This is a genomic window from Pseudomonas sp. SHLD1 (assembly GCF_028640935.1).
GTDB lineage: Bacteria > Pseudomonadota > Gammaproteobacteria > Pseudomonadales > Pseudomonadaceae > Chryseomonas > Chryseomonas aestiva.
On record NZ_JAQZAD010000031.1, the window covers coordinates 17327 to 32687 of the forward strand.

Sequence of the window (15361 nt, forward strand, 5' to 3'; positions counted from 1 at the left end):
ATCTCCTCAGGCGGCGCGCTGGGCGGCGACGAAGGCCGCAAGGGCATTGACGTTGGCGAAATGGGTGCGGGTGTCCTTGGCCTCGGCGTCGATGCGGATGCCGTAGCGCTTCTGGATCGCCAGGCCCAGCTCCAGGGCGTCCACCGAATCCAGGCCCAGGCCGTCGCCGAACAGGATCTGGTCGTCGCCGATGTCGTCGACGGTGACGTCCTCGAGGCCGAGCGCCTCGATGATCAGGCTTTTGAGCTCAAGGTTGAGATCAGTCATGGTTGCCGGTTTCCTTCAGGTAGAGCTGGTGCAGCTGGTCGTTGAGTTCACGCGACGCCAGCGGCAACGGCCGCCCGGCGAAGGTGGTGGGGTCGATGTCGGCGCCCACTTCCAGCTGGAAGTCGAAGCGCCGGGAGGGGATGCGATACCAGGGCGTGGCCTTGGTCAGGGTGCTGGGCACCACGCGGATGATCACCGGGGTGATGCAGCGGGCGCCGCGCAGGGCGATGGCCGCGGCGCCCCGATGGAAGCGCGGCGGCTCGCCGGGGGTGGTGCGGGTGCCCTCGGGAAAGATGATCAGGGTCTGGCCTTCGCGCAGGGCGTCGGCGGCTTCGTCGAGCATCTCGGCGCTGCCGTTGTTGCTGATGTAGCCGGCGGCCTGGATCTGCCGCTTGAGATAGGGGTTCTGCCAGAGGCCCTGCTTGACCACGCAATTGGCGTCGGGCACCAGGCCGATGAGCACCACCACGTCGATCAGCGAGGGGTGGTTGGCGATGATCAGCTGGCCCGGACGACCCAGCCGCTCGCGGCCCTGGATGCGCAGATTCATCACCCGGGTCAGCACCATGAAGGCGACGAAGAAGCGGAACAGCCGGGCATTGGCCCGCCGCGCGCGCTGGCGGCGGCGCAGGGGATCGCCCGGCAGCGCCAGCAGCAGCGGCAGGATCAGCAGGCGAAAGACCAGGGCGCCGCAGCCGAACACCACGAAGTTGAGCGCCGTGGCCAGCAGGCGGTAGCCGTAGTCCAGGCGGCCGCTCATCCGAGGGTCTCCGCCTGCCAGTGCCAGGCGCGCCCGGCATAGGCGAGGTGCAGGGCGCCAGGCGCTTCCAGCAGGCGCAGCAACTCCAGGGCATGGGGCCAGGCGCTGGGCGCGGCCTCCGCCGGCGCCGGCGCGCCGCTCAGGCCATGGCTGCCGCCCGGGGTCAGCAGCAGGCCCACGGCATAGGGAAAGGGGACGTCGTCGATCTGGGGGGCATAGAGGGTCGGCGGGGCCTCCTCGGCGATCACCACCAGCACCCCGCTGGCACCCTCGGCGAGCAGGGTGCAGGCCTCCAGCACGGCGTGTTCGAGGCCGTCGCGACCGGTGGCCAGGGCGTTCATCTCGCTGTGGTCGCCGCGCAGGATCGACCACTGGCCGATGATGGCGTTGTGCACCGAGAGGCTGAACTGAGTCGGCGAGAGCGGCTCGCCGCGGGCCAGTTCCTGGAGGATGGCCAGGGTGCGCGGGGTCTCGCCATGGCGCGAGGCGAAGATCAGCGGCAGCGGCTCGCCATGGGCGTCGGCCAGCGGCCAGGCCACCTGGAAGGTCATGCGCGCCAGCCGGCTCAGGCGGCGCCGCTGCATGGCCGGCAGGAAGCTGGCATCGGGCTGGCTGCCGTCGTCCGCCGGACGCCAGGGCGCGGCGCACCACTGCCGCCAGGCGTCCTGGTCGCCAAGACCAGGTGCCCAGGCGCGCCAATCGCTAATCTGGAAGTGCATGTTCACAGCCGAATCTACCCCGGAGCCTTACGTGCTTGCCGTTTCATCTATCCCTGATGAGCAGGGTATTGCAGCGTTCGGCGCGCATTATCCAAGCGGCTCCCACCCTAGGCAAACATTTGTCTGAACTTTGCGAAGAGGTGACAGTCGCGCCGCCAAGCCAGAGACAGGCTAGCGTGGCGGGAGGTAGAGAGCCCCTTTTCAGGGAGTGAAACGCCGCTCCGTGCGACGAGCGGCAGCGCCAACCCCGATTTGCGGGACAGGGATGAAGGTAAAGGAGAAGCTGTCGCTGAAGGTTATCGCGATCAGGGCCTTCTCGGCGGCTCCAGGGGAATTTCCTCCTGCCAAAAGCCGTCGCCGCCCGCGATCAGGCCGCCGGCAGCGGCTGCAATCGCGATAGCCGAATCGCTACGGCCAGGGCCGCCAGCAGCAGGGCGCCGATGAACAGGCCGACCCCGGTCCAGCCACCCAGGTGCCAGCAGAAGCCGCCCAGGGTCCCGGCCACGCTGGAACCGGCGTAGTAGCTGAACAGATAGAGCGACGACGCCTGGCCCCGGGCCTGGCGCGCCCGCCGACCCACCCAGCTGCTGGCCACCGAGTGGGCGCCGAAGAAGCCGAAGGTGAACAGCAGCATCCCCGGCAGCACCAGCCACAGCGGGGTGAACAGGGTCAGCAGCAGGCCACAGAGCTTGAGCACGATGGCGGCGGCGAACACCCGCCGCCGACCGAAGCGATCGGCCAGGCTGCCGAACTTGGCCGAGCTGTAGATGCCGGCCAGATAGACCAGCGAGAGGACGCCGATCCAGGCCTGGCTCAGGTGGTAGGGCTCGGCGAGCAGGCGATAGGCGATGTAGTTGAACAGGGTGACGAAGGCGCCCATCAGCAGGAAGGCTTCGAGGAACAGCCAGGGCAGGCCGGCATCGCGAAAGTGCAGGGCATAGCCGGCGAGCAGGCTGCGCGGCCGCAGGGGGCGCGGCTGAAAGCGCTTCGAGGCCGGCAGGCTGCGCTTGAACAGCAGCGCCGCCACCAGCGCCAGCACCCCCAGGGCGCCGAGGGCGATGCGCCAGGAGACGAAATCCACCAGCACCCCGCTGATCACCCGGCCGGACATCCCGCCCAGGGCGTTGCCACTGATATAGAGGCCCATGGCATAGCCCAGGTGCTCGGGATGCACCTCCTCGGCCAGGTAGGTCATGGCCACCGCGGCCACCCCGGCCAGCGACAGGCCGACCAGGGCACGGGTCACCAGGATGCCGTCCCAGGTGGGCATCAGGGCGCTGAGCAGGGTGAAGCCACCCGCGGCGAACAGCGCATAGACCATCACCGACTTGCGCCCGATGGCATCGGAGATCGGCCCGGTCACCAGCAGGCCGCAGGCCATCAGCCCGGTGGCCAGGGACAGCGACAGGCTGCTGGCCGCGGCGGTGAGGCCGAAGGCCTGGGAAAAGATCGGCATCAGCGGCTGCACGCAATAGAGCAGGGCGAAGGTGGCGAAGCCGCCGCAGAACAGCGCCAGGGCGGTGCGCAGGAATTGCGGCGTACCCTTCTTGATGAAGGCATCCGGTTCGTGGTGGGCTTCGTTGGCGGCCGGCAGGGTGGCCAGGGTGGGGGCGGGTGGCGTGGCGGACGACCGGGACGTGTTCACGGGTACCTCAGGGCAAGTCTGACCTCATTACCCTAGGCTGGCGGCTGCCATATATCCAATATATTGTCCGTCTCGATTGATAGGTTTTACGACTCAATGGAGACGGCATGGAATTGCGCCACCTGAGGTACTTCGTGGCGGTGGCCGAGGAGCTGCACTTCGGTCGCGCCGCCCAGCGCCTGAATCTCTCCCAGCCGCCGCTCAGCCAGCAGATCCAGGCCCTGGAGACCGAGTTGGGCACGCGTCTGCTGGAGCGCACCAACCGACGCGTCGCCCTCACCGAGGCCGGCCGGCTGTTTCTCGACGAAGCCCGGCAGATCCTCCTGGCCAGCGAGCGTGCCGCCGAACGGGTCCGCCGCGCCGGCCGTGGCGAGACGGGGCAGTTGCAGGTGGGCTTCAGCGCCTCTTCACCCTTCGTCGCCACTATCCCCAAGACGCTGTTCGCCTATCGCCGCGCCTATCCGGAGGTGCGCCTGCAACTGCAGGAGATGAGCAGCCGCGAACAGATCGACGCCATGCTCGCCGGCAACCTGCAGATCGGCCTGATCCGCCCCATCGAATTGCCGGACTCGCTCGTTGCGGTCGAACTCTTCCGCGAACCCCTGGTGGTCGCCCTGCGCCACGATCATTCGCTGGCGCAGCAGGGCACCGCGCCGCTGCCCCTGGCCGCCCTTGCCGAAGAGCCTTTCGTCTATTTCCCGCGCAGCTTCGGCACCGGCCTCTACCAACAGCTCCACACCCTCGCGGCCCGCGCAGGCTTCACCCCGCGCATCGTCCAGGAGGCCAGCGAAGTCCTCATCATCCTCGGCCTGGTTGCCGCCGGCCTCGGCGTCACCGTGCTGCCCGCCACCTACCAGCGCACCCAGATGGAGGGGCTGGTGTATCGCGAGCTGGATGACCCGGAGGCGACGTCGGCGGTGTGGCTGCTGAGGCGGAGAGATGAGGTGTCGCCGCAGGCGGAGGCGTTTGTGGGGTTGTTGATGAGACAATAATGGCATTTAATTTCTTAATTTAATAGGCAGCTTTAAACTTCTTGAAAGCAGACGTTATAACCACCTTTTTCTAGTTCTCTTAATAATCTTGCAATTCCGCATTTTGCGAAGAATGGAAGCGCCATGTGATCTTTTCCCATAAGTGCTAAGCAGAGATTCCACTCATGTCTTTTAGGTTGACTCAAAATCCAACTTGTATCCCAGCTTTTGCCTATTTTTTGTATTCGCTCAGCTAGTTTCTTTCGATAGCTATCGTCTGCGCTAAAAAATATCTCTGCAGTGCGTCTCGTTTGTTCGCAAAGGTGGCTTACTCCTGCTGAGCCTGCAGGGTGCTTTACAAAGTATAGAGTTCGAGTTGGCCAGTGCATAATATCGCAAAACTCAAAGCGCGATGTCCCTCCTCCAAAGTTTACTAATTCTTTGTCAAAGAGCCAGAGGGATGAGTCTGAAAGGCAGGTTGTTTCGTTGTACTCGCCTTCGTGGCTTTTCTTGTCCCAGGTGCCTAACAGATATGGTGGTGGACTGAGGGTTTGAAGGGTTTTGTGCGTTTGCTCTATAAATTGATGATTGGCTAGGTACCAATGACCTGATGAGATTATGTATGTTTTCCCATCTTCAGAAACTTCGGCTCCAATGCAAGAGTACATGGAGCAACTACCTATACGTTCTCGATTTTCATCAAGCATGTTTATTGTGGTGCCGTGTGAATTTTCAAGATTCATAGGAAGCTTCTTGCTATCAAGGTATTGCTTGCAGCTTGAAAGCGATAGGTAGGGTGATGTAGCTGGGGTTGAGCTCATTCTGCCAATGATAAAGTGGTGGGGATAAGGCTTTTCCCCATTTTTTTCGTTAGGTGCTGCTAAAGTGATTTTAAGGTTGGCGTCCGTAGAGCATAGGATGGAATTTAAAATACCATCCAATATTAAAACTTTATCAGTGTCTTTTACTGGGCTTAGATTGTTTGCCTGTGGCCATCTATCTAGATGTTCGTTTGATTCGTGTCTTTCTATTAGAAGGTCAAGCGTTTCAAGTATTCTGTGTATCTGAATTTCAATTTTTAGGGCAGTGCCTCCTCGAATCTTTTCGCCTAGAGTATTTTGATATCTGGCTTCTGGAGTGCCCTCTACTGCAGATACAAGGTCACGGTCCGACTCAAAGCCAAATTCTTTTGCAGATGAGGCCTGAGGTGCTCTTTCACTTGCGATGTGTCGTTTTGCAAATACCTGTTCGGCTTTGACCTCTCGGACCTGGTTTTGGGGTATTGTCGATAGGGCTATGATCTTTCCAAAATCGGGTTCTATCCACTCTTCTTTAAGTCTGGAATGGGCGTGGCCAAAAGTAAATGCGAAAGTTTTTCCTCTGTGGTTTATCCAGATTATGGCGCTAGGGGACTGGGTTGTAACATTAGGTTTTTCTTCTGTTGGAACTAAGGTGTGGGCTGCTACAAGCCATTTAGGTATGTCTGATGTGCATGGGAGTAGGAAAAAGAAGCTGTCTGGAATGTTTTCGATTAATGGGTGGATTTCGTCGCAAAAGCTCTCTATTTTGGATTGGGCTTCTTTGGATTTGTGACTTTTTAGTAAGTAAATGCTGGTGTTTATGGTTTCAATGGGTTTGCTCATTTTTCGTCCCTGAATAATGCAGCTGTTATTTTTTTAGACTAATCTTTATCTTTCTCGTAAATTCTGACTCATGCTCGTATGTCATCACCAACCGATCAATCGCCCGCGTCATCGCCACATACAGCAACCGCGCCTCATCCGCTTCCGGCTCGCCCTGCTTGGGCATTTCGCCTAGTCCAGGAATCAATACCAGCCCGAACTCCAACCCTTTGCTGGAGTGCATGCTGACGATCTTGACGCTGTCTTCGGCGTCGTAGAGTTGGGCGCGGCCCTTGTTGCTGGCGCCGGAGCGATAGGGGATGGCGACCTTCTTGAGTTCGTATTCGGCCTGGTAGGCCTGGCTGGTGCTGCGGTAGAGGATGGCCATGTCGCTGAGCAGGCGGCCGGCGGCCTGTTCGTCGCGGATGCGGGCGATGAGCAGGTCCCATTCCTCGCGGTCGCTGCCGCACTGGATGAGTTCGGGAAAGGGGCCACGCCGGCCGGCGCTTTCCGGGGCGATCAGGGGCACGCCGTCTTCGCTGGCGTCGCGGCGGGTCAGCAGTTCGGTGGCGAAGGCGCGGGCGACGGACAGGATTTCCACCGTGTTGCGGTAGTTGAGCCTGAGGATGGTGGTGCGGCCCTGGGCCTGGATGCCGACGCTGGCGAAGCTGAAGTCCAGCGCCTTCTTGCCGCCCTTGCCGCGGTAGATGGCCTGGGCGTCGTCATAGAGCACCAGCAGCGACTGGGTGCTGGGGTCGACCATCTGCACCACCAGCTGGAACCACTCGGGGGCGAAGTCGTGGCCTTCGTCGATCAACACGGCGCTGTACTGGCCGCGGGGGATCTGGCCGCGGTCGACGGCGTCGATGGTGTGCTCGACCAGCTGCGTCGCGTAGCGATCCGCCGATGGACTCCACTTGGGTTTATCAGCGTTATAGGACGTAAGAATTTCTGAGCACCAGCCGTGGAAGTGCTGCACCACCACCCGTTCGCCGAGGCCCTTCTGCTCGATCACCTGGCGCAGCCGCCCGGCCAGGGACTTGTTGTAGCAGAGCACCAGGATGGGTTTGACCGAGACCTTGGCCAGGTGGGCGCAGCGATAGCCGAGGATCATGGTCTTGCCGCTGCCGGCGGCGCCATGGATGACGCGGTGGCCATCGCCCAGGGAGCGTGCCAGTTGCTCCTGCTGCAGGTCCATGACCTTGATCAGGCTGGGCAGCGGCGCCTCGGCGGCATCGAACAGGCCGAATTGACCGGGCTGGCTGTTGACCCGCACCTCGGGGTAGAGGTGATAGCGCACCCGGTCGATCTGCGGCAGGCTGAGGGCGCAAGGGAATACGTGGGGGAACATGTCCCAGAGGCGCTGCTGGAAGGCTTCCGGATCGGCGGATTCGGTCATCTCGTCCTGGAAGAGCACGCGCTGGGGATCGAAGACATCGGCGAGGTCGGTCTGCTCGAACTGGCGGCGGGTGATGCCGGTGAGCACCACGCCCCAGCCCCAGGGCATGATCAGCTGGCCCGGATGGGGCGAGCCGGCGCTCTGGCGCAGCAGCGGGTCCTTTTTCAGCAGCAGGTCGACTTCGAGGATGTAGGAACGGGCTTGCAGTAGGGGATTGGCGACGGTCTTGAGGCCGTCCTGGGTATGCAGGCGCACCTTGCCATGGGTGACGGACTCCAGGGTGGCCAGCTTCCAGTCCTTGACCTCCAGCACCAGGATGCCGCGGCGCGGATGCAGTACGACGAAATCCGGGTAGCGCGCCTTGGGGCCGACCGGGACGTTGCTCCAGCAGAGGTAATCGTCTTCGAGCAGTTTTTCCAGGCGCTCGGCGAAGCGGCGTTCACCGGGAGTATCGAACTGGCACTGGCTGCGAGCGGGGAAAAAGCGGGCCATCGGTCATCCATTCCGAGAGGCGGCAGGGCGCAGTAAAGCGAGACCTGGCGCACAAAAATCCTTTCGTCATACGTTAGCCAGGCAGGGACGACGGGTAAAGCGGGCAAATGACCTCGGCAGGTGATTGGCGGGGGTTGGCCGACCGATGGTGGCTGGCAGGTGGCCGGTATTGGGCTGTTCTGGGGGATATAGGGGCGTTTCGAGGGTCGGTTTGCCCTCACCCCGGCCCTCTCGCTGGAAGAGGGCCGGGGTGAGGTGCGGTGCCTTGGATCGTTCGGCTTCGACGGTGGAGCTGTTTCAACCCAACCTAGGGGTAGCGGGTAGGTTGGGTTGAGCGCAGCGAAGCCCAACAGGGCCCAGGCCAGCTCAGTAGTAGCTGCGCATCACCGCTATCCCTGCCTCCAGCACCTCCTGCCATTCCTGGCGCAGCGCTGGAGAGAAGTCAGGATCATGTTGGGTCAGGGTGGCGAGCAGGCAGTCGACCCAGAGGTCGTAGAGTGCGGGGTCGATGTCCAGCCGTGCGCGGCAATGGCTTTCGCCAAGCTGACGCAGCTTGGTGGCGGGCATGCCGCGGGCCACCAGCACCAGGTTCATGATGCCGTGGCGCAGCAGCAGCTTTTGCGCGGCCATGTCGGTATGGGCGAACTTCTCCCGGACCCGGGGCGAGCTGGCCAGGAAGCGCTGGTAGAAATCATCGAAGAAGGCGGGGCTGGCGCAGCAGCGTCCGTAGCTCAGCATCACGTTCCGGGCCGGCAGCATGCGGATTCCTGGGCGGGCAAGAAACGGCGCAGCTTGCCTGGGTGATGCGGCGGACATCTTGATCCCGGTCAAGGGCAAGGTGGCTCGCGGACCGCTGAAACATTTTGAACCAACTCTCGCGGCGACTTCTCTACCTTAAGCGCAGCGGTCGCCGAGAAACCCCTACTCCAGAGGACCTGGCCCGTCACTGCGCACCTCTCGTCCCCCTGGAGAACCCCATGAGTCAGACCCCCCTGTTGCTCGGCTTCGTCATCATGTCGCTCGCCTCGCTGGCCATCTATGCCAAGGGTGCGCACCGCGGTCCGCTGCGCGGCCATACCCTGGTCCATGCCGCCGTGCCCTTCATCGCCGCCACGGCCTATCTGGCCATGTACCTGGGGGTCGGCAATCTGATCAAGCCGGACGGCAGCATCACCTACGTCGCCCGCTACCTGGACTGGACCTTCACCACGCCGCTACTGCTGGCCGGGGTGGTGAGTTCGGCCTATCTGGGTGCCCGTGAGCAGGAAGGCGAGGCGGGTTTCGTGGCCTCCATCGTGACCCTCGACGTAGTGATGATCGTGACCGGCCTGGTCGCGTCCCTGGCACCCTACGGCACCCTCAAGTGGGTGTTCTTCGCCTGGTCCTGCGCCGCCTTCGTCGGGGTGCTCTATCTGCTGTGGAAGCCGCTGGCGACCCTGGCTGGGCAGCACGCCGCGATTGGCGCGGCCTATCGCAAGAACGTCGGCTTCCTCAGCGTGCTCTGGCTGATCTACCCGGTGGTGTTCGCCGTGGGGCCGGAAGGTGTCTGGGCGGTGAGCGACACGGCCACGGTCTGGATCTTCCTGATCCTCGATGTGCTGGCCAAGGTGGTCTATGCCTTTACCTCCGAGCGTAATCTCAAGGCGGCCCTGGCGCGGCCCGGCGTCTGAGCATGACGGCCACCGGGCGAGGCTGGCTGGCGCTGGTGCTAACCGCCGGGCTCGTCAGCCTGGCGGGCGGGGCCGGGCAACTGGCCTATGCCCTGGCGGTAGGCCTGGGTCTGGGCCTGCTGCATGGCGCCAGCGATCTGCGGCTGGTCGCGCCCGCGCGGCGCCTTGCCTTTCTGGGCTGCTATCTGGCGACGGCCCTAGCCTGTCTGCTCTGCTGGCAACTGGCAGGCACGGCGGCTTTGCTGCTGTTCCTGCTGCTCTCGGCCTGGCACTTCGCTCATGAAGACGAGCTGTTTCCCGATCGGCTGACTTCGCTGGCCCTGGGGCTGTTCATTATTGGCGGTCCGGCGGTGGTGCACGAAGCCGCCGTCGCCCGGTTGCTGGCCCTGGCCATGGGGCCGGCTGCCGCTCTGGCCCTCGCAGACTGGCTGGCCCGTGTACTCGCCATGGGTGGCTTGCTCGCGCTGCCAGTGCTGTTGCTGGCCGCCTGGCAGCAGCGTTGCCCCAGGTTGGCGGTAACGCTGCTGGCCGTGGTGCTGGCGCCGCCCCTGGTGGGGTTCGCCCTGGGCTTCTATCTGCTGCACGCCGCGCCCCAGACCGGGGTGCGCCAACGTTTGCTGGGGACGGCCACCTTCAAGGCCTATCTGCGCCTGACGTGGCCGATCCTGCTGGGCGCTGCGCTGTTTGCCCTGGCCGGTGGCTTGGTGTTCCTGCTGCAGGAGCGTACCGGCATCCGCGCGTTGTTCGCCGTGCTAGCCGCCTTCGCCGTGCCGCACATGCTGGTGCTGCCGCGTTTTCTCGAAGCCGGCGTCGACGCCGCGCCGCGCTCAGGGCCGCAGGTGGTTGAGCGGTAGTTCGGTACTGGCCAGGATCTGGTTGAGCACAAAGCTCGACCGCACGCTGGAGACGCCCTCGATGCGCGTCAGGGTGCCCAGCAGCAGCTGCTGGTAGTGCTCCATGTCGGGCACGACGACCTTGAGCTGATAGTCCGCATCCATGCCGGTGACCAGGCAGCACTCCAGCACCTCGGGGCACTGGGCGATGATGGCCTGGAAATTCTCGAAGCGCTCCGGGGTGTGCCTGTCCATGCCGATCAGCACGAAGGCGGTCAGCGACAGGCCAAGTTTCTTGCGGTCGAGCAGGGCGACCTGGCGGGTGATGTAGCCGCTGTCTTCCAGTTGCTTGACCCGTCGCGAGCAGGGCGAGGGTGACAGGCCGATGCGTTCGGCCAGTTCCTGGTTGGAGAGGCGCGCGTCGCGCTGCAGTTCTGCCAAGATTTTCAGATCGAAGCGGTCGAGTTTGTCCATTTTGCATGCCTTGCGCTAGCCGATTGCGCCTAATCCTAGGTTTATGGTCATGGATTGCGCAAGAGGTAGGAAAGAAGCTGCACAACGCAACCCGCTGCCGGCAGCAGGGGCGTAAGCTGAACTCAACTTCGATAGCCCGGTAGAGCTGTCCAACGAAGGCGCCCCAGGAGGGCCTTTCGCATCGTCAACGACGGTATCCCGTCCGCGACGCCCGGGCCCGCCCAGGTCACCATTCCTGGTCGATCGCAGCCACCGTCACGAGCGGTGCGAGAGGACAACGAATTCAAGGGGAGGCCGCAAGGTCTCCCCTTTTCTTTTGGGCAGGATGTGGTGGGGGCGGGTGCTCACCCCGGCGCTCTCCCGGCGGAGAGGGGGCATTGGGGGAAGGTTTGGTAAGGGGGGAAGAGCATCGCGGCCATGGCGGTCCGCCGATGCAGTCGCTGCTTTGGAGGCTATTCGATCGCGGCCATGGGCCGCTCCTACAGGTACGGATACCACTGTAGGAGCGGCCCATGGCCGCGATGCTCAGGCCTGTCCGGGCGGCTGCTTGTCCACGGTCAGGGGCGCGTCGCTGGCGAGGAACTCCCGGGCTTCCTCTTCGCTGGCCACCGAGGGCGGCGAGCCGCGCAGGGGTTGGCCGGCGGTTTCGCGCACGGTGAGCATGGTCAGGATGCCGATCACCGCCGCGGCCATCATGTAGTAGGCCGGCACCAGGGGGTCGCCGGTCTTTTCCACCAGCCAGGCGGTGACCAGCGGCGTGGTCCCGCCAAACAGCGACACCGAGATGTTGAAGGCGATGGACAGGGCGCTGTAGCGGATCGGGGTGTAGAACAGCGCCGGCAGGGTGGACGGCATGGTGCTGGTGAAGCAGGCCAGGGCCATGCCCAGCAGCATCAAACCGAGGAAGATCAGCCAGTCGTGGCCGCTGCCGATCAGCTTGAGGCAGGGAATCGCCAGGACCAGGATCGCCAGGCAGGCGCCGATGATCATCGGCTTGCGGCCCAGGCGGTCGCTGAAGAAGCCACCGAGGACGTTGAGCGGCATCATCACCACCATGACGATGAGGATCAGCAGCAGGCCCTTGGTCTCGGCGTAGCCCATGGTCACGGCCAGGTAGCTGGGCATGTAGGTCAGCAGCATGTAGTCGGTGACGTTGAACACCAGCACCAGGCCGATGCACTTGAGCAGGGCGACGCGATGCAGGGTGAACAGCTCGCGCAGGCTGTGCGCCGGGCCGTCCGCCGCCTTGCCTTCGTTGGCCTCGGTATGGGCCTTGAAGGCCGGGGTCTCTTCCAGCTTGAGACGCATGTAGAGACCGAGCAGGCCGAGCGGGCCGGCGATGAAGAAGGGCACGCGCCAACCCCAGTCGAGCAGCTGCTCCTGGGTCAGGGCCGCGGTAAGTGCCGTCACCGTTCCCGCGCCGGCGATGTAGCCGGCGAGGGTGCCGAACTCCAGCCAGCTGCCCATGCGTCCGCGGGTCTTGTCGGTGGCGTATTCGGCGATGAAGGTCGCCGCCCCCCCGTATTCACCGCCGGTGGAGAAGCCTTGCACCACACGCGCCAGCAGCAGCAGGGCGGGCGCCCAGATGCCGATGCTCTGGTAGCTGGGGATGAGGCCGATGCTGAAGGTGCCCAGGGCCATCATGATCATGGTCAGGGCCAGCACCTTCTGGCGACCGTACTTGTCACCCAGGGGGCCAAAGACCATGCCGCCGATGGGACGAACCAGGAAGGCCACGGTAAAGGTGGCGAAGGTGGCGATCAGCTGGGCCGCGGCATCGCCGTCGGGAAAGAAGACCTTGCCCAGGGTTACGGCCAGGTAGCCATAGACGCCGAAATCGAACCACTCCATGGCATTGCCAAGGGCGGCGGCGCCGACGGCGCGCTTGACCAGGGAATTGTCGACGATGGTGAGGTCGTCCGGTTTTACCTCATGGCGGCGCTTGAACCAGCCAACGTGATGATGGTGTTTCGACATGTGTTTTCCTCCTTGCGTGGGGCCATAGACCCGAGCGGACCGCTAGAAGTGCGATGACAGAGGGGCAGAAACTTCCCCGCTACCCCCGGGGATCGACCCCGGCAATGCCCGAAGCCCGCGATGGTTGCAGGCGCGGGCGTTCGCTCCGTCCTTGCGGGCTCCGGATCTCTCGGCACCCTGCAGTGGCCGTTCGATGGCAGCTGGGCGCGCGGCTAACAGCCAGGCTGGGGCAGGGTCCAAGCCTTGGGGTACTCTGGGTCATCCCTTCGTGGAGCCGTGCGATGAAGTCGCCTGCCGTGCTGTGTGCGCTTGTCCTTTCCGGCGTTTCCCTATGGAGCGCCGCGCCCGCCTGGGCCGATAACAACTATCGCCTCGGCGGCGGCTATGTCACGCCCCCGGCGGGCGCCCAGCCGCCACCGGTCATGCCCCCAGGCAATGCCGGACGCTGGCAGGGCGGCGGTCAGGGTGACTGGAATGGTGGCCCGCCCGGGCGTGGCGCCGGTCCTGGGCGCGGCAATGGTCCGGCCCTGGAGCGCTGGGAGCGCAACGCCCCCCCGCCACCGCGGCCGGGCTATCAGCCGGCTTGGCAGGATCGACCCGTCCCCGTGCCGCGCCCCGGCTACATGATGCCGGCGCCCGACCAGCCGGGACGGAACTACCCGCCGCCGCCACCGCGTCCGGAGCGGGATCCCCACTGGGCCGGTCCGCGCCCCGGCTGGGGCGCCAATCCCCAGTGGCGACCGGGTTTCGAGGTGCCGGGCGTGCCGGCCGGCTTCACCCGCGTCTGGTACCGGGACAGCCAGTATTACTATGCCGACGGCTACTGGTATCGCCCCCAGGGGCCGCGCTATGTGGTGACCCTGCCGCCGACCGGGGTGCGCGTCAGCGTCCTGCCGGCCTTCGCCGAGACCCTGTGGATGGGCGGCACCACCTACTACTTCGCCGCGGGCAGTTATTACCGCACCGATCCGGGCGGCGGCTTCGTCACCGTCGCCGATCCCAGCGTAGCGGCCGTGCCGACCACGACGGCAGCGCCTGCAGGAACGGGTTACGACGCATATGACGTGACCGCCTATCCCTTGCAGGGACAGTCGCCGCAGCGCTACGCCACGGATCGCTACGACTGTCGGCGCTACGCCGCCGGAGAGTCGGGCTTCGATCCCGAACGACCCGGCGCGGTCGCCGATCCCTATCTTACCCAGCGCTTCCGCCAGGCACTGGCGGCCTGTCTGGCGGGGCGTGGCTATCGCGTGGAGTAGTTCTCGCCTGGAGTAGCCGTCAGTCGTTGGTCAGCTGCACCAGGGTGAACAGCCCGAAGGGCGGCACGCTGCTGCGGCTGGCGCGGCGCAGGTCTTCGCGGGAGAGGATGGAGTCCATGGCGAAGTCCGGGTGCCAGCCAAGCTTGCGCGAGGCCGGTGCCAAGGCCTTTTCCGCCAGCAGCCGCAGCCCGCTCTCGGCCTGGAAGTGATTGACCAGCAGGATATGACCGCCCGGCTTCACCACCCGGCGCATCTCCTGCATCAGCTTGCGCGGATTGGGCACCACGGACGCCACGAACATGGCCACGGCGATATCGAAGGAGCCGGTGGGCAGGCCGGTGTCCTCGGCATTGGCTTCGAGCAGGGCGTCCACCGTGGTGAGGGCGTCGCGGCCGACCCGTTCCCGGGCCTTGGCCAGCATGTCGGGCGAGAGATCGATGCCGGTGACGCGCTTGTCGGCGCCGTAGTGAGGCAGGGCCAGCCCCGTCCCTACCCCCACTTCCAGTACCCGGGTACCCGCCAGGGCGTTGACCGCCGCCACCGCGCGCTTGCGGCCCGGCGCGGAAACGCCGCCGAACACCCGATCATAGACATTGGCCCAGCGCCGGTAGGCGGAAATGATGGCGGCATTGTCCAGCGCGGAGTGCGGTGCGGAGCTATCGGCAGTATTCAGCGAATAATCGATTTTCTTCGAGTCGTGCATAGCGGCCTTGTCATTGTCGGTAGATGAAAGCAGCGGCGTTACGAAGCGGATTCGGCGCGGCGTCCGAGGGTGATAAGTGCAGTCTGTGGGTCGATACAGGCGCTTCGCTATTTCGTCGGGCAGATTGAAAGTGGCTCTTTCGCCTTTGTGTCCAAGGGCTGCAAGCCAGGCGTGACGGCTGCTACAGATAGGATCGTTACCGTTTTAGAACAATGGCACCGTGTTTGGCTAGTTATGTCTGGCGTTATCTCGTCTGGATGAGAAGTTGGTAGTTTTAATTGTTTTTGATTGTTCGTTCTTTCAATTTAAATATCATTTTATTATTTGTTCGTTCAATTAATGGGTTTGGCCAGATACACAGCGGCGTACTTCCTGGCATAGCTGAGGTCGGCAGATAACAAGTAGAACGCTGGGAGCGGTGGGAGGCAGACAGGGGAGGGTAGGGAAGGCAAGGGTCAGCGGGCCCTGAGGCGTCTCTATTCAAGAGTCTGACCTTTGCCAGGGGGCAGCCGATCAAGACCCGCGTTTCAGAGCATACGGGCGGGAAACAGATGCTTAGATAACATATCG

General features: G+C 63.8%; 14 protein-coding genes. 4 read left to right on the plus strand and 10 right to left on the minus strand.

What is annotated here, in order from left to right; translation table 11 throughout:
- Window positions 1-6: 6 nt before the first annotated feature.
- The 4 genes from PVZ77_RS20255 to PVZ77_RS20270 form a co-directional block, all read right to left on the minus strand.
- On the minus strand, window positions 7-267 hold the full coding sequence (locus PVZ77_RS20255) for a phosphopantetheine-binding protein (protein ID WP_017642722.1): 261 nt from the start codon (window positions 265-267) through the stop codon (window positions 7-9).
- Window positions 260-1027 (minus strand): lysophospholipid acyltransferase family protein, encoded by a 768-nt coding sequence (locus PVZ77_RS20260; protein ID WP_273808947.1) that lies wholly within the window; start codon window positions 1025-1027, stop codon window positions 260-262. The genes PVZ77_RS20255 and PVZ77_RS20260 overlap by 8 nt, the downstream gene beginning before the upstream one ends.
- Entirely contained in the window at window positions 1024-1746 is a 723-nt protein-coding gene (locus tag PVZ77_RS20265) for a beta-ketoacyl synthase chain length factor (RefSeq protein ID WP_273808948.1), read from the minus strand. The genes PVZ77_RS20260 and PVZ77_RS20265 overlap by 4 nt, the downstream gene beginning before the upstream one ends.
- 367 nt (window positions 1747-2113) lie before the next feature.
- Complete coding sequence (locus PVZ77_RS20270; protein WP_273808949.1) at window positions 2114-3391, minus strand: MFS transporter; 1278 nt, start codon at window positions 3389-3391, stop codon at window positions 2114-2116.
- A 107-nt stretch (window positions 3392-3498) separates the two neighbouring features.
- Between PVZ77_RS20270 and PVZ77_RS20275 the strand changes: the two genes are divergently transcribed.
- A complete protein-coding gene (locus PVZ77_RS20275) occupies window positions 3499-4383 on the plus strand; it encodes a LysR substrate-binding domain-containing protein (protein WP_273808950.1) in 885 nt (294 codons plus the stop codon).
- A 32-nt stretch (window positions 4384-4415) separates the two neighbouring features.
- Here PVZ77_RS20275 and PVZ77_RS20280 read toward each other — a convergent pair whose 3' ends face one another.
- From PVZ77_RS20280 to PVZ77_RS20290, 3 genes are all read right to left on the minus strand, one after another.
- On the minus strand, window positions 4416-6005 hold the full coding sequence (locus tag PVZ77_RS20280; protein ID WP_273808951.1) for a TIGR04141 family sporadically distributed protein: 1590 nt from the start codon (window positions 6003-6005) through the stop codon (window positions 4416-4418).
- Window positions 6006-6030: 25 nt separating this feature from the next.
- Complete coding sequence (locus PVZ77_RS20285; protein WP_273808952.1) at window positions 6031-7875, minus strand: 3'-5' exonuclease; 1845 nt, start codon at window positions 7873-7875, stop codon at window positions 6031-6033.
- A gap of 366 nt (window positions 7876-8241) precedes the next feature.
- Window positions 8242-8634 carry a globin domain-containing protein gene (locus PVZ77_RS20290; RefSeq protein ID WP_273808953.1) on the minus strand — a complete coding sequence of 131 codons (393 nt, stop codon included), beginning with the start codon at window positions 8632-8634 and terminating at the stop codon, window positions 8242-8244.
- Between the two features lie 218 nt (window positions 8635-8852).
- On the opposite strand from PVZ77_RS20290, the gene PVZ77_RS20295 reads away from it, so the two are divergent.
- Both PVZ77_RS20295 and PVZ77_RS20300 read left to right on the plus strand, forming a co-directional pair.
- Window positions 8853-9545: a bacteriorhodopsin gene (locus PVZ77_RS20295; protein WP_273808954.1), complete on the plus strand. Its 693-nt coding sequence runs from the start codon at window positions 8853-8855 to the stop codon at window positions 9543-9545.
- Window positions 9546-9547: 2 nt separating this feature from the next.
- Entirely contained in the window at window positions 9548-10399 is an 852-nt protein-coding gene (locus PVZ77_RS20300; protein WP_273808955.1) for a Brp/Blh family beta-carotene 15,15'-dioxygenase, read from the plus strand.
- Here PVZ77_RS20300 and PVZ77_RS20305 read toward each other — a convergent pair.
- Together PVZ77_RS20305 and proP are read right to left on the minus strand one after the other, a co-directional pair.
- Window positions 10373-10852 carry an Lrp/AsnC family transcriptional regulator gene (locus tag PVZ77_RS20305; RefSeq protein WP_064309082.1) on the minus strand — a complete coding sequence of 160 codons (480 nt, stop codon included), beginning with the start codon at window positions 10850-10852 and terminating at the stop codon, window positions 10373-10375. The genes PVZ77_RS20300 and PVZ77_RS20305 overlap by 27 nt on opposite strands.
- 525 nt (window positions 10853-11377) lie before the next feature.
- A complete protein-coding gene (proP, locus tag PVZ77_RS20310; RefSeq protein ID WP_273808956.1) occupies window positions 11378-12829 on the minus strand; it encodes a glycine betaine/L-proline transporter ProP in 1452 nt (483 codons plus the stop codon).
- A gap of 281 nt (window positions 12830-13110) precedes the next feature.
- Between proP and PVZ77_RS20315 the strand changes: the two genes are divergently transcribed.
- Complete coding sequence (locus PVZ77_RS20315; RefSeq protein ID WP_273808957.1) at window positions 13111-14088, plus strand: DUF6515 family protein; 978 nt, start codon at window positions 13111-13113, stop codon at window positions 14086-14088.
- Window positions 14089-14107: 19 nt separating this feature from the next.
- On the opposite strand, the gene PVZ77_RS20320 is transcribed toward PVZ77_RS20315, so the two are convergent.
- The gene (locus tag PVZ77_RS20320; RefSeq protein ID WP_273808958.1) at window positions 14108-14791 is read right to left on the minus strand and encodes a class I SAM-dependent methyltransferase; all 684 of its coding nucleotides are present in this window, start codon (window positions 14789-14791) and stop codon (window positions 14108-14110) included.
- Window positions 14792-15361 lie beyond the last annotated feature (570 nt).

Bases quoted from the DNA above. Each gene is read 5' to 3' on its own strand.
- PVZ77_RS20255 (WP_017642722.1), bottom strand. From the start codon at position 267: ATGACTGATCTCAACCTTGAGCTCAAAAGCCTGATCATCGAGGCGCTC.
- PVZ77_RS20260 (WP_273808947.1), bottom strand. From the start codon at position 1,027: ATGAGCGGCCGCCTGGACTACGGCTACCGCCTGCTGGCCACGGCGCTC.
- PVZ77_RS20265 (WP_273808948.1), bottom strand. From the start codon at position 1,746: ATGCACTTCCAGATTAGCGATTGGCGCGCCTGGGCACCTGGTCTTGGC.
- PVZ77_RS20275 (WP_273808950.1), top strand. From the start codon at position 3,499: ATGGAATTGCGCCACCTGAGGTACTTCGTGGCGGTGGCCGAGGAGCTG.
- PVZ77_RS20280 (WP_273808951.1), bottom strand. From the start codon at position 6,005: ATGAGCAAACCCATTGAAACCATAAACACCAGCATTTACTTACTAAAA.
- PVZ77_RS20285 (WP_273808952.1), bottom strand. From the start codon at position 7,875: ATGGCCCGCTTTTTCCCCGCTCGCAGCCAGTGCCAGTTCGATACTCCC.
- PVZ77_RS20290 (WP_273808953.1), bottom strand. From the start codon at position 8,634: ATGCTGCCGGCCCGGAACGTGATGCTGAGCTACGGACGCTGCTGCGCC.
- PVZ77_RS20295 (WP_273808954.1), top strand. From the start codon at position 8,853: ATGAGTCAGACCCCCCTGTTGCTCGGCTTCGTCATCATGTCGCTCGCC.
- PVZ77_RS20300 (WP_273808955.1), top strand. From the start codon at position 9,548: ATGACGGCCACCGGGCGAGGCTGGCTGGCGCTGGTGCTAACCGCCGGG.
- PVZ77_RS20305 (WP_064309082.1), bottom strand. From the start codon at position 10,852: ATGGACAAACTCGACCGCTTCGATCTGAAAATCTTGGCAGAACTGCAG.
- proP (WP_273808956.1), bottom strand. From the start codon at position 12,829: ATGTCGAAACACCATCATCACGTTGGCTGGTTCAAGCGCCGCCATGAG.
- PVZ77_RS20315 (WP_273808957.1), top strand. From the start codon at position 13,111: ATGAAGTCGCCTGCCGTGCTGTGTGCGCTTGTCCTTTCCGGCGTTTCC.
- PVZ77_RS20320 (WP_273808958.1), bottom strand. From the start codon at position 14,791: ATGCACGACTCGAAGAAAATCGATTATTCGCTGAATACTGCCGATAGC.